This is a genomic window from Sorangium sp. So ce362, assembly GCF_051519845.1.
Lineage (GTDB): Bacteria > Myxococcota_A > Polyangia > Polyangiales > Polyangiaceae > Sorangium.
In genome coordinates this window covers 8,261,345-8,273,839 of sequence record NZ_CP150332.1, presented here as the reverse complement: position 1 = coordinate 8,273,839, position 12,495 = coordinate 8,261,345, and the positions used below count along the sequence as shown (strand labels likewise).

Here is a 12,495-nt window from a genome sequence, read left to right as displayed (position 1 = left end):
TCGACCGCGGTCGGTGCGGGCGGCGGTCGGGCGCGGTGGTCAGGCGCGGCGGTCAGGCGTGGGACAGCATGCCGCGCAGCATCCCGAGCGCGCGCGTGTGCAGCTGCGACACGCGCGGCTCGCCGACCCCGAGCTCGGCGCCGATCTCCTTCAGCTTGGCCCCCTCGAAGTAGTACATGCCGATCACGCGCCGCTCTCGCTCGGGGAGCTGCGCGATGGCGAAGGACAGGGCACGCCGGGTCGCCTGCGCCGCGATCACCTCGATCGGGTCGTCGCCGCCGGACATGTGCGCCGACTCCTCCGTGGGCGTCACCTCGCTCAGGCTCACGAAGACGGCCGCTCCGCCGACCTTGCCGGCCGCCGCCTCGGCCTCGACCGCCTCGCGCGCCCGCCGCGAGAGCCAGTCCTGCGCGCGGAGCTCGTCGACGATCGCGCCGCGGATCCGGAGCTTCGCGTAGCCGGCGAACGTCTCGCCGCCGCTGCCGCCGTTCTTGCGGAGCGAGTCGACGAGCCCGAGCATCCCTGCGCTGAGCAGATCGTCGCGCTGCACGTTGGGCGGCAGGTGCCGCGACACCTGGCGCACCAGCTTGCGGACGAGCGGGAAGTACCCCTTCAGCACCTCCGGACGGAGCGGCGCGCCCGGCGGCTCGCGGCGCTGCGACTCGCTCGCGCACGCCGCCTCGGTACAGCACGGCGGGCAGCTCGCGCCGCTGTCCGGCTCCGCGGCGGGCCACCCCTCGTCGTACGCGCAGGGGGACGGGGTCTCCGCGGATTCCCAGATGTCGTGCGCGCAGCTTGACGTGACCTCCACGGATTCCCACGCATCGTGCGCGAGCGCCGCGACGGGCGCCTGCACCGCGGCGCCACGCACAGCGTCCAGCGCGTCGAGGTCGACCGCGTCGGGCGCCTCGATCAGCGCGCGATCACACGTGACGACCGGGCACGTCGTGCCCAGGATGACCGGCTGGACACACTCTTCCCCGTCACAGCACGGGGGGAGTGGCCTGGGAGGAGCAAACTCCTCCCGCTGCAGTCGGGTCGATTGCTGCACGTGAGGTGGATTGGTGCCACAACTCTCGCAGCGTGCAAGGTAGAGCCGTGCAATTGTGTCTGGTGCGGATGTTCAGTGTGTGGATACTAGCCAGCGGCCTGGGCAGCTCACCTTTCCACCACTGACGTGGCAGGAGCCGGGGTGGGTGTACCTGCACCCACGTTCCTCGGCGGCTCGCCACCGCTGCGCCCCGCGTCCGAATTTGTCCCTGTGGTATTCGAGGGTTGCGCCTGGGTGGCGCGGGGCTCACCTGACCCATACACCTCCTCCTCCGCCGAGACGGGGACATCGCGCGCTGCCTCGTCGGCCGCGACAGAGCCCTTCGGTCCCCCGTAGCGCGGCGCCTCTCCAGGCCCCGAGTAATCCACCCAGTAGACCTTGTCTGAACGAACGTCCAGGTGAACAAAGGTCGAGTTGGGGTAATATCCGACACCCGCGTTGCGAAAACCGCGGCAGAAATCGCGGACCACGGTGTTGGGCACGCCCTCGACCATGAAGTCGACAGCGCGACCGAAGTTGTGGTTGGAGTGCGGGGTGTACTGGGTCGGAGAGTAGGGGCGATAACCGCTGACGACGCGGAGGGTCCTGCCGCCGAAGTGGTCGCTGACCATGCCGAGCAGCGTGGCCAGGCGCGGGTCGATCGGGACCGAGGCGGTGGGGGACGCGCGCATCAGCCGGCTCAGCTTGGGGAGGGCCTTGGGGACGAGGCGCCCTTTCGGCGTGAGCACCCGGAGCTCGAGCCGCTCGGCGCCGCGCACCAGGCGGACCCATCCGGGGCGCTTGGGCCGCTGGGTGTAACGCTTGTTCGGCGGCAGCGACCGGGCATCTGCCTTCGCGTCCCGCTTCGTCGACCCCTTGCCCGGGGGACGGGTCTCGGCGATCCGCTGCTTGGCGCTGGCGCCGCGGCCCCGCTCCGGCTCGTTGCGCTGGGAGGCCGCCCGGCCCGGCGTGGTCCGCGTGGAGCGCGCGCCGGGCTTGCCCCGCTCGGGGATCACGAGGACGAGGCCCGGGTGGATCCGCTGGCCAGGCTTGAGCCCGTTCGCCTCGCGGAGCGCGTCGACCGTGATCCGGTACCGCTTCGCGATCTTGCCGAGCGTCTGGCCGGCGTAGACCGTGTGCTGGCCGTCCTCGGCGCGCTCGGCGAGCGCCGCGCCCGGGGCGGCGCTCAGGAGAAAGGCCGCCGCGAGGGCGGCGACCATGGACCGCAGCCGCGACGGCCGAGGGCGGGGCTCCATCGCGGTCCCGGCACGGAGGCCGCCGGTGCCGCACAAACGGGAGATCTCCGGATGCATGAGGGGACTCTGACCTGACCTCATCCGTGCCCGACGACCGAGCCCCGGACGGTGCTACCCTGGGCTGGCGCGCGCCTGCCGGTTCGACCGGCGGCGCCGTGCCGCATATCGAGCTTCGATAGGCGGACGAGAGGCAAGCGTAAAGCGGTTTTTTGCCCCGCGATCGGCTGTGGTGCGAAGCTTCGCCAGAAGCGGCCAGAAGCGATCAGAGGGGATCGGGCGCCCGGGAGACCGGGCAACGCGGCCCGGCCTCCCTTTCTTCATCGAGGCGCGCGCGGAGCAGGACGGACGGGATGTCGGAAGGCAAGAACTTGGTCGGGGTCGACATCGGATCGAGCGCGATCAAGATCGCTCAGATCAAGGAAGGTCGTAAGGGCTACGGCCTCGTGCGGCTCGGTTACGCGCCGCTCGCGCCGCAGGCCATCGTCGATGGCCATGTGATGAACGCGCAGGCCATCGTCGAGGCGCTCGGCCGCGCCTTCTCGGAGGCCAGGATCCGCCAGCGCGAGATCGCGCTCAGTATCAGCGGCCAGGCGGTCATCATCCGCAAGATCACGGTGCCGCTCATGACCGCCGCCGAGCTGGACGAGCAGATCCAGTGGGAGGCCGAGCAGCACATCCCCTTCGACATCAAGGACGTGCACGTCGACTACGAGGTGCTGCGCCGCCGCCCCGAGGCCGGGCAGATGGACCTCTTGCTCGTCGCCGCGAAGCGCGACGAGATCAACGACTACACCCAGATCGCCAGGAACGCGAAGCTCAAGCCCATGGTGGTCGACATCGACGCGTTCACCGTGCAGAACCTGTTCGAGGTGAACCGCGGCGTCCCGCCGGACCAGACGTTCGCGATCATCAACGTCGGCGCGAGCCTCGCGTCGATCAACATCGTGTCGCGCGGCGCGAGCGCGTTCACCCGCGACATCGGCAACGGCGGCAACTACATCACCGAGCAGATCCAGCGGAAGCTCGGGATCAGCTTCGAGCAGGCCGAGGAGTTCAAGTGCGCCAGCGTGACCTCGGGCCCGGGCGGCGTGCCCGCCCAGGTCATCGAGACCATCGAGCAGGTGTGCGACTCCATCGCCGGCGAGATCCAGCGCTCGCTCGACTTCTTCCTGGCCACGAGCGGTGAGGGCGACATGCACCGCATCTACCTGACCGGCGGCTCGTCCAACCTGCCGGCGCTGCCCGCCGCGATCGGGCGGCGCGCCCGGGTCGCCGTCGAGCTGATCCAGCCGATGGAGCGCATCACCGTGGAAGCAAAGGAAGTCAACCAGGAGCTGCTCCGGCTCCGGGCGGCGCAGTTCTGCGTCTCGCTCGGGCTCGCGATGCGCAAGGACCGGGAGAAGCGCTCGTGATTCGCGTCAACCTGCTCCCGCAGCGGCGCGGCACGCGCGGGGCCGCTCCCCAGGCGAGCCAGCGGTGGCTGCTCGTCACGCTCGGCGTCGTGATCCTCGAGATCGTCGCGCTCTTCCTCTTCCACCAGACGAAGGTCGAGGAGCTCGGGGAGCAGACGCGGAAGAACTCGGTGCTCCAGAGCCAGATCCAGGACATCCGCACGCTCGTCGCGAACCACGAGGAGATCAAGAAGTCGCTCGAGGTCCTCCGCGCGCGCGAGGACGCGATCGCGAAGCTCCAGGCGGCGCGCAGCGGGCCGACGGCGGTGCTGCTCGAGCTCGCGCAGCTGCTCACGAACGGCAAGGGGCCGACCGCCGACCCGGACAAGCTCGCGCAGCTCCGCAAGGAGAACCCGCTCGCCGTCTACAACCCCTCCTGGGACAGCCGGCGGCTGTGGCTCTCGAGCTACATCGAGTCCGATCGGACCGTCCGCGTCGAGGGGCTCGCGCGCGACGGCACCGACGTCTACGAGCTCGCCCAGCGGCTCAAGCTGTCGTCGTACTTTTACGACGTGCAGCTGCTGCCAGGGAAGAAGGAGAACGAGAAGGCGTCGCGGCTCGAGCTCGTCTCGTTCGCGCTGCAGCTGAAGGTGAGGTACTGATGGCCACGAAGCCCCAGCCCGTGCAGGCCGGCTCGGCGCTCGATCGGCTGCCGCCGCTCGCGAAGGTCGGCGTCGGCGCGCTCTTCGCGGCGCTCGTCGGCATCCTGTACTTCGTCGGCTTCTACGCCGAGGTGGACTCGCAGATCGAGGGCGCCGTCCAGAAGCAGCAGTCGCTCCAGGCGGAGCTCGCCAAGGCGCAAGCGTCGAAGGCCGCCTACCAGAAGGACCTCGACGAGAAGACCCGCCGCGAGCAGCTGAGCCGCGAGCAGAAGAAGATCCTCCCGGACGAGTCCGAGACGCCGGCCTTCCTCTCCGCGATCCAGGGCATCGCGACCGTCTCCGGCGTCAACCTGACGTCATGGAGCCCCACCGAGGAGATCCCGCAGGAGTTCTTCTCCAAGGTGCCGATGAAGCTGACGCTCTCCGGCAAATTCCACCAGGTGGCGAAGTTCTTCCACGGCGTGGGGCAGCTCGACCGCATCATCAACCTCGAGGAGGTCCAGATCAAGGAGCCGAAGGTCGTGGGGTCCGACGTGGAGGTCCAGGTGGAGTGCCTCGCGACCGCGTTCCGCGCCGTGCGCGCGGGGGAGAGCCCGACGAGCGGCGTGAAGCGGCGGGGCGCCGGAGGTGTGCGGTGAACGCCGGCCGGATGCTGCTGCTCGCCCTCGGGGCGACCATCGCCGCGGCCCTCTCGCTCACGGGGTGCGAGGACGAGCCGGTCGTCACCTCCAGCCAGACGGGCGCGAAGGCCAAGCCGCAGGCCAGCGCCTCGTCGGCGCGCACCCCCGCGGCCGGCGCGTCCGCCGCCGCGGACGCCGGCGCGCCCGAGATGCCGCCGCTGCCGCTCCGGGAGTTCCAGGAGGCCGATTTCTCCGAGAGCGGCCGGAGCCGCGACCCGTTCCGGAGCTTCGAGTCGCTCTTCGCGACGCAGGCCCGGGGGCGGGTGACGATCCAGCGGCAGGTCCTCGTGGATCGCTTCGCGCTCGACGAGCTCAAGCTGGTCGGCGTCGTCTCGCGCGCGCCCGCCCGCGCGCTGCTCACCGATCCGACGGGGCTCGGGTGGGTGGTGAAGGTGGGCGACTTCGTCGGCAAGGCCGAGATCGTGCACGCCGGCGGCCCCACGGGCGTCGACGTGGCCGTGAACTGGCGGGTCGATCGGATCCGCGACTCCGACCTCGTCTTCATCCGCGAGGATCCGTCGCACCCGGAGATCCCGCCGACCACGCGCGTGATCGCGCTGAGGCCGCTCGGCGAGACGAACGAGCCGACCTTCGGCTCGCCCTGACCGCCACGAATTGGGCCCGCCCAGGGCACTCGAAGTAGCCTCCCGGCAGCGTGACGCAGATCTCGCGTCACCGCGAAGCGGGAGTGCAATGAAGAGCAATCGAGACTATCGCCCGAGGCGGGGCGCGCTTCGCCGTGCTGCGGCACTCGGGATGATGTTGATCCTCGGCGCTCCTGCGGGAGACGCAGACGCGGCCGCCCCGATCCAGGTCAGCGACGTCAGGCTCACGGCGCCTTCAGAGGGGAGGGCCGAGATCGTTGTCGCGACGAGCGGGGTGCCGCGCTTCTCGGCGCGCGTGGCGGACGGCGGCAAGCGGCTCCTCGTCGACCTGGAGGGCGCCGAGTCGTCGGCGGGGGCGCCCGGCGCCATCACGGACGGCAACGCGATCGTGGCGGGGGTGATGACCCAGGGGTTCGGCAAGGCGGCGCAGCGCACGACGCGGGTGCTCGTGCAGCTCGCGCGCCCGGCGGCTTACCGGATCCGCGCCGAGCAGGGCGCGCTCGTGATCGAGCTCGCCGCCGCCGACGCGACCGCGCCCATGGCGGCGCGGGCCCCGGCCTCACCCGAGGCGGCGGCGCCGGCCCGCGAGCCGGCGACGATCACCGACGTGCGCTTCGAGCACCAGGCGACGCTCGATCGGGTCATCATCGAGCTCTCGTCGATCCCGAGCTACCGCGAGTCGACCGGCAGGGCCGGCCGCCGCGTCATCGAGCTCAGCGGCGTCCGGCTGCCCGACGCCCTCCAGCGCAAGCTCGACGTCGGCGCCTTCGGCGGTCCGGTGCGGGCGATCTCGACGTTCCGGCGCAACAGCGACGGCTCCAGGGTCGTCGTCGAGGTCGAGCAGGCCGAGGGCGCCGCGGGCGCGCTGGCGCGCGAGGGCAACGCGCTCGTGCTCAGCGTCGCGAAGGGGGCGCTGCCCTCGACCCTCTCGGGGATCGGCGTCGACGGGGGCGCGGCGCGGCGGACCCGCACGGTCGCGCGCGAGGAGCTCCCGGGCGCCGGGGCGCCGGAGATCGAGACCTCGTTCGAGGGCGTCGCGAGCAGCCAGGAGTCGCTCGCCGAGCCGGACCAGGCCGGCGCCTTCACGCCGGCGCTCGCCGGGCAGCAGCGGCGGTTCACAGGGCGGCGCATCGACCTCGACCTGAAGGACGCGGACATCCACAACGTCCTCCGGCTGATCTCGGACGTGGGGCGGGTCAACATCGTCACCGCCGACAACGTGAGCGGGACGGTCACCATCCGGATGCGCAACGTCCCGTGGGACCAGGCGCTCGAGACGGTGCTCCAGGCCAAGGGCCTCGGGGTGGTCCGGCAGGGCAACATGATCCGCGTCGCCCCGATCGCCGATCTCAACAAGGAGCGGGAGCTCGCGATCGCGCGGCGCAAGAGCGAGCTCCAGCTCGCGCCGATCGAGACGCGGCTCATCCCGATCAACTACGCGGACGCGAAGGACCTCCAGGATCGCTCGAAGGACATGCTCTCGCCGCGCGGCTCGCTCGCGGTCGACGAGCGGACCAACGTGCTCATCGCGCGCGACGTCGCGGGCAACCTGAACCAGATCGAGGAGCTCGTCCGCTCGCTCGACACGCAGACGCCGCAGGTGCTGATCGAGGCGCGGGTGGTGGAGGCGACGAGCCGCTACGTGCGCGACATCGGCATCCAGTGGGGCGGCGACGGGACGTTCAGCGCGGCGACCGGCAACCCGACGGGGCTCGTGTTCCCCTCGGCGATCGGCGTCGCCGGCGGCGCGACCGACTCGAACACCCCGACCGGCGGCCTCTCGCCGTTCGCGAGCCAGGTCGCGAACCCGAACTTCGCGGTGAACCTGCCGGCCATCGTCGGCGCCGGGCAGGGCGGCGCGCTCGGCTTCACGCTCGGCTCGATCAACAACACCGTCAACCTCGGCGTCCGGCTCTCCGCGGCCGAGGCCAGCGGCATGCTGCGGATCATCTCGAGCCCGCGCATCCTCACGCTCGACAACCGGGAGGCGCGGATCAGCCAGGGCACGCTGATCCCGTTCTCGCAGATCAGCGCCCAGGGCGTGCAGACGACGTTCCAGGAGGCCAAGCTCCAGCTGCTCGTCAAGCCGCACGTCACGTCGGACGGCAGCGTCGCGATGCACGTGAAGATCAACCGCGACGAGCCCGACTTCAACCAGACCTCGGCCCGCGGCGATCCCACCATCCTGAAGCGCGAGGCGGAGACCGACCTCCTGATCATGGACGGGCACACGGCGGTGATCGGCGGGATCTTCACCCGCAACACCGGCCGGAACCTCGACCAGGTGCCGTTCTTCGGGGACATCCCCGTCCTCGGCCTGCTCTTCCAGCGGCGCCGCGCGAGCGACACCCGGAGCGAGCTCGTCATCTTCCTCACGCCGCGCATCGTGAACCGCGCCGAGTCCCTCGGCCGCTAGCGCTCCCGCGGCCGCGCGTTCGCCGCGGCGCGCGTCGTTCCACGCCAGAGTTCCACGCCAGAGTTCCACGCCAGAACTCCCCGTCAGACGCGCTTCCGGTGGGCCGCCTCCCGCATGGGCGGGACGGCGGCCGTCACGACGCCGCGCAGCCACGCCCGCGCGGGATCGTCCTCGGTCCGGCCGTTCCAGGCCATCGCGATCTCGATGGGCGGCAGCTCGAACGGCAGGTCGAAGGTGCGGAGCGGCAGCAGGCTCGAGAACGCCCTGACGAGGCGCGTGGCCACGGTGGCCACGAGGTCCGACGTCGTGACGACGTGCGGCAGGAGGAACACGTGCGGCACCGCCATGGCCTCGCGCCGCGCGATGCCGCGCGCCGCGATGAGGTCGTCCGCGGTCCCGTCGTGGGCGCCGTGTCCGGGGACGACGATGTGCCCGAGGGCGGCGTAGCTCTGGAGGTCGACGCGCCTGCGCGCCGTCGGGTGGCTCGCGCGCGCGAGCCCGGCGAAGCGATCGTCGAAGAGCGCCGCGCGGCGCAGGTCGGACGGGAGGGTGTCCTCCGGAAAGACGCCGATCGCGAGATCGATCTCGCCGTTCCGGAGCGCGTCGACGGCGCGGGCGTCGAGGGGGAGCAGGTGGAGCGCGAGCTTCGGTCCGCCCTCCGCGAGCGCCGCGTTGAGCTGCGGCAGGAGCAGGAGCTCCACGTACTCGGTCGTGGCGATCCGGAAGGTGCGCTCGCTCGTCGCCGGGTCGAAGGTCGGCCTCGTCCCGCCGAAGAGGCTCGCGAGATCGTGCATGATCGCCGCGACCTGCGGGGTCATCGCCTCGGCGCGCGAGGTGAGCGCCATCTGCCGGCCGACCCGGACGAGCAGCGGGTCGGAGAAGAGCTCGCGCAGCCGCATCAGCGCGTGGCTCATGGCGGGCTGGCTGAGCCCCACCCGGCGGGCCGCGCGGGTCACGCTGCGCTCCTGGAGCAAGGCGTCGAGCGCGATGACGAGGTTGACGTCGATCGCCGATAGATTCACGCGCAGAATATAGAGCTAAATGCATATCCACAGGACGGATACTTACGTTTTCTTGCGCGCGGGGTGTGTCGGAGCGCACGGGCGTGCCGGAACGTGCGTGGCCCGGCGCCTGCGGGCGCTGTCGGGCGGCCGGGGTGGCTGCTAGGGTCGCCCGCGGCTCCACCTGACCGGCGGCGCCCCGCGGAGACCATGACATCGACCGTTCTGCTCGGGGGGATCGACCACTTCCACCTCATGAACGATCGCGCCATGCGATCGCGCGGGCAGGCGGGCAATCACTGCCTGTTCGTGCTCGAGCTCGACGGTCGCCTCGACCTCGGCCGGCTCGCGGCGCGCCTCGATCGCGCGACGCGGGCGCTGCCCGAGCTGCGCTTCCGGCTCGACAACAGCGTGCTCGGGCGGGCGGGGCGGCCCCGCTGGGTGGTCGATCACCACCGGCGCGCCCCCGAGCCGCGCCTCCACGAGGTCGCGGGCGAGCGCGAGCGCGCGGCGTGCATCGAGGCGCTGCTCGCGGACCGGACCTCGGGCGAGCGGCCGTGGGCGCTCGACGTCGTGCGCGGGGCGGGCGACGGCGATACCGTCGTGCTCCGCCACCATCATGCGCTGACGGACGGCAGGGGCGCGGATCGGCTCGTCGCGTGGCTCGGCTCGGGCAGCGGCGACGCGCCGGACGACCCGCCGCTGCGGCAGGAGCGGCACGACGCCCCCGAGCGCCTCCTCGCGGCGATGGGCCGCGACGAGCGGCTCGCGCTGGCGCGCGCGTACAAGGCCCACGTGCTGGCGCTCGGCCGCGCGCCCATCCTGTCGCTCGCGCGCGCCTGTCCGGGGGTGCGGGCCGCGACCTCCCGCGTCGTCCGGCTCACGCTCTCGGCGGAGGAGACCCGCGCCTTCGATCTCCGGGTGCGGCAGCGCGCGCGGCTCGCCGAGTCGAGCCTCCTGCTGATCGCGGCGACGCGGCTCGCCGATCGCGCGCTGGTGGCCCGCGGCTTCGCCCCGCCGCACCACGTGGTCCCGCTGCCCGTCTCGCTCGACCCCAAGGGGGGCGCGCGGCGGCTGTTCGGCAATCACCTCACGATGGTCCTGCTCTCGCTCGGCCGCGACGAGCTCCACGACGACGCCCGCGCGGTGGCCCGCCTGGCGGAGCAGCAGCGCGCGATGGTGCGCGAACGGCTCGATCTCGGCATGGTCGCCGCGCTCGATCTGGCCCGCTGGCTCCCCGGGCCGGTCTACCGCTGGCTCGGCGACCAGCCGTTCCATGGCGAGCTCGCCTCGCTCATCGTCTCGAACCCCGGCGCGGTGACGGTGGACCGGTTCGCGGGGCTGCCCGTGCGCTCGGCGTACCCGCTGCCTGCGGTCGTCACGCCGCCGGGCTTCCAGGTCATCTTCAGCCGCTTCGGCGGGCGCCTCTCGGCCTCGATCGTCCACGGCGACGGGCTGCTCCGCCCGGACGAGGCGGCGGCGATGCCGGGCGCGCTCCGCGCCGAGCTGCTCGGAGCGCCCGGGCCGCCGGCCCGCGGCGGGGTATAAGGGCCGGCGTCATGCGCACGTTCGACGTCGTCATCATCGGCAGCGGCATCGCCGGGGGCTTCCTCGCGCGGCAGCTCCGCCTCGCTTGCCCCGACCTCGGGGTCCTCGTGCTCGAGGCCGCGGGAGCGATGGAGGACTACAAGGTCGGGGAGAGCACGGTGGAGGTCGCGGCGAACTACATGGTTCGCCGGCTGAACCTCGGCACGTACCTCTACCAGCACCAGCTGCCCAAGAACGGGCTCCGCTTCTTCTTCGACTCCGAGGGCAAGGATCTCCCGCTCCCCCGGATGAGCGAGATCGGCTCCGACCACATGCCGTTCCACCCGAGCTTCCAGCTCGAGCGCGCGCGGCTGGAGCGCGATCTCGTCGCGATGAACCGCGCGGCGGGCGCCGAGGTCGAGCTCGGCGCCAAGGTGGTCGACGTCGCGATCGACGGTCGCGGTCGGCACAGGGTGGTCTACGAGCAGGGCGGCGAGCGGCGCGAGGTCGCTTGCCGCTGGGTGTGCGACGCCTCCGGCCGGCGGCACGTGCTCCTCCGCAAGCTCGGCGTGAAGGTGCACAAGGAGACGCGGCTCAACACGGCGGCCGCGTGGGGGCGCTACCGCGGCGTCGCGGGGCTCGATGCGGTCGCCGACGCGGCGTGGCGGTCGCGCGCGCGGTACACGTCGCGCCACCTGTCGACGAACCACTTCATGTACGACGGGTACTGGATCTGGTTCATCCCGCTCGCGGGCGACCTGGAGGGGACCGCGAACGCGGATCCCCGACCCGCGTTGATGAGCGTGGGCGTCGTCTTCGACAAGGACCGCATCGGCGAGGGCGGCGCGCTGCCCGGGCCGCGCACGCGCGCGGACTTCGAGCGCTTCCTGGGCGCCCACCGCGCCGTGCGCGAGCTGCTCGAGGGGGCGGAGCTCGAGGACTTCCAGAGCTATGCGCACCTGCCGTACCACGCGGATCGGTACTTCTCGACCGACCGTTACGCCGTCACCGGCGAGGCGGGCGCGTTCACCGATCCGTTCTACAGCCCCGGCTCCGATTTCATCGCGACCGCGAACGAGTTCATCACGCAGATGATCCTCGCCGACGTGGGCGGCGACCGGTCCGGGTTCGAGGAGAGGGTGGGGGCGTACGACGCGTACTATCGCTTCAAGTACGACAGCACGCTCCGGCTCTACGAGCGCATGTATCCGGTGTTCGGCAGCTTCGAGCTCTACCGGCTGAAGTACCTGCTCGATTTCAACAACTACTACAACCTCGTCGCCTGGCCGTTCATGGCCGACCGTGTGACGGACGTGGGCTGGATCCGGGAGGAGCTCCGGTTCACCGATCTCGTGCTGCGGGCCCTCTCGACGATGGGCGAGCATTTCGCGTCGCTGGCGTCTGACCTGCGCGCGCGGGGCGAGTACTTCGCGCAGAACGAGGGGCGCTTCGCCAACGGGCTGAACGGCGTCGCGCAGCTGGAGACGCGGCTCGGTCCGGCGATCGACGAGCGGTTCCGGCGCGAGCAGGTCGACCGGGCCTACGGGAGCGTGTTCGCGGCGCTCGTGGAGCGGCGGCTCGCCGAGCCGGGCCTGTCCGATCGCGCCCCCCTCGTCTCGGAGCTCAAGCTCCCCCAGGTGCTCGTGTTCCGGGACATCACGCCCGACCGGCTCGCGCGCCTCCTCGAGCGCATCGGCGAGCGCATGACCCGGGAGCTCCGCGGCGAGTTCCCGGACGCCGGGGTCGAGCGGGTGGAGCTCGGGCCTGGCGGCGAGGTCTCGGTGACGGGTCCCGCCGCGGGGACCGGGGCGCACGCGGAGGTCCTCGCCCGGGCCCGGGCGCTCTGGGACGCCTCGGCGGGCTCGCTCGCGCAGGTCACCCTCTGATCCTGGACAAAAAAGCGCCGTTTCCGCTGTACGCGCGCCCG

10 protein-coding genes are annotated in these 12,495 nt (G+C 71.9%); 7 read left to right on the top strand and 3 right to left on the bottom strand.

Features of this window, described 5'->3' with window-relative positions:
• Positions 1 to 52: 52 nt before the first annotated feature.
• Positions 53 to 1,051 carry a sigma-70 family RNA polymerase sigma factor gene (locus WMF17_RS31750; protein ID WP_437596954.1) on the bottom strand — a complete coding sequence of 333 codons (999 nt, stop codon included), beginning with the start codon at positions 1,049 to 1,051 and terminating at the stop codon, positions 53 to 55.
• A gap of 107 nt (positions 1,052 to 1,158) precedes the next feature.
• The gene (locus WMF17_RS31745; protein ID WP_437644720.1) at positions 1,159 to 2,343 is read right to left on the bottom strand and encodes a DUF882 domain-containing protein; all 1,185 of its coding nucleotides are present in this window, start codon (positions 2,341 to 2,343) and stop codon (positions 1,159 to 1,161) included.
• A gap of 293 nt (positions 2,344 to 2,636) precedes the next feature.
• Between WMF17_RS31745 and pilM the strand changes: the two genes are divergently transcribed.
• The 5 genes from pilM (at position 2,637) to WMF17_RS31720 (ending at position 8,040) form a co-directional block, all read left to right on the top strand.
• Positions 2,637 to 3,698: a type IV pilus assembly protein PilM gene (gene pilM, locus WMF17_RS31740; RefSeq protein ID WP_437574671.1), complete on the top strand. Its 1,062-nt coding sequence runs from the start codon at positions 2,637 to 2,639 to the stop codon at positions 3,696 to 3,698.
• Positions 3,695 to 4,339: a PilN domain-containing protein gene (locus tag WMF17_RS31735; protein ID WP_437596952.1), complete on the top strand. Its 645-nt coding sequence runs from the start codon at positions 3,695 to 3,697 to the stop codon at positions 4,337 to 4,339. Before pilM ends, WMF17_RS31735 begins: the two co-directional genes overlap by 4 nt.
• Positions 4,339 to 4,977 carry a type 4a pilus biogenesis protein PilO gene (locus WMF17_RS31730; protein ID WP_437596951.1) on the top strand — a complete coding sequence of 213 codons (639 nt, stop codon included), beginning with the start codon at positions 4,339 to 4,341 and terminating at the stop codon, positions 4,975 to 4,977. Before WMF17_RS31735 ends, WMF17_RS31730 begins: the two co-directional genes overlap by 1 nt.
• Positions 4,974 to 5,624 carry a pilus assembly protein PilP gene (locus WMF17_RS31725; RefSeq protein ID WP_437596949.1) on the top strand — a complete coding sequence of 217 codons (651 nt, stop codon included), beginning with the start codon at positions 4,974 to 4,976 and terminating at the stop codon, positions 5,622 to 5,624. The genes WMF17_RS31730 and WMF17_RS31725 overlap by 4 nt, the downstream gene beginning before the upstream one ends.
• 151 nt (positions 5,625 to 5,775) lie before the next feature.
• The gene (locus WMF17_RS31720) at positions 5,776 to 8,040 is read left to right on the top strand and encodes a type IV pilus secretin PilQ (protein ID WP_437644719.1); all 2,265 of its coding nucleotides are present in this window, start codon (positions 5,776 to 5,778) and stop codon (positions 8,038 to 8,040) included.
• A gap of 83 nt (positions 8,041 to 8,123) precedes the next feature.
• Here WMF17_RS31720 and WMF17_RS31715 read toward each other — a convergent pair whose 3' ends face one another.
• Positions 8,124 to 9,062 carry a LysR family transcriptional regulator gene (locus WMF17_RS31715; protein WP_437596947.1) on the bottom strand — a complete coding sequence of 313 codons (939 nt, stop codon included), beginning with the start codon at positions 9,060 to 9,062 and terminating at the stop codon, positions 8,124 to 8,126.
• 189 nt (positions 9,063 to 9,251) lie between these two features.
• On the opposite strand from WMF17_RS31715, the gene WMF17_RS31710 reads away from it, so the two are divergent.
• Together WMF17_RS31710 and WMF17_RS31705 are read left to right on the top strand one after the other, a co-directional pair.
• The gene (locus WMF17_RS31710) at positions 9,252 to 10,589 is read left to right on the top strand and encodes a wax ester/triacylglycerol synthase domain-containing protein (protein WP_437644717.1); all 1,338 of its coding nucleotides are present in this window, start codon (positions 9,252 to 9,254) and stop codon (positions 10,587 to 10,589) included.
• 11 nt (positions 10,590 to 10,600) lie between these two features.
• On the top strand, positions 10,601 to 12,454 hold the full coding sequence (locus tag WMF17_RS31705) for an NAD(P)/FAD-dependent oxidoreductase (protein ID WP_437644715.1): 1,854 nt from the start codon (positions 10,601 to 10,603) through the stop codon (positions 12,452 to 12,454).
• Positions 12,455 to 12,495 lie beyond the last annotated feature (41 nt).

Coding starts and splice junctions, on each gene's coding strand:
- WMF17_RS31745 (WP_437644720.1), bottom strand. CDS start 2,343: ATGCATCCGGAGATCTCCCGTTTGTGCGGCACCGGCGGCCTCCGTGCC.
- pilM (WP_437574671.1), top strand. CDS start 2,637: ATGTCGGAAGGCAAGAACTTGGTCGGGGTCGACATCGGATCGAGCGCG.
- WMF17_RS31730 (WP_437596951.1), top strand. CDS start 4,339: ATGGCCACGAAGCCCCAGCCCGTGCAGGCCGGCTCGGCGCTCGATCGG.
- WMF17_RS31720 (WP_437644719.1), top strand. CDS start 5,776: ATGATGTTGATCCTCGGCGCTCCTGCGGGAGACGCAGACGCGGCCGCC.
- WMF17_RS31710 (WP_437644717.1), top strand. CDS start 9,252: ATGACATCGACCGTTCTGCTCGGGGGGATCGACCACTTCCACCTCATG.
- WMF17_RS31705 (WP_437644715.1), top strand. CDS start 10,601: ATGCGCACGTTCGACGTCGTCATCATCGGCAGCGGCATCGCCGGGGGC.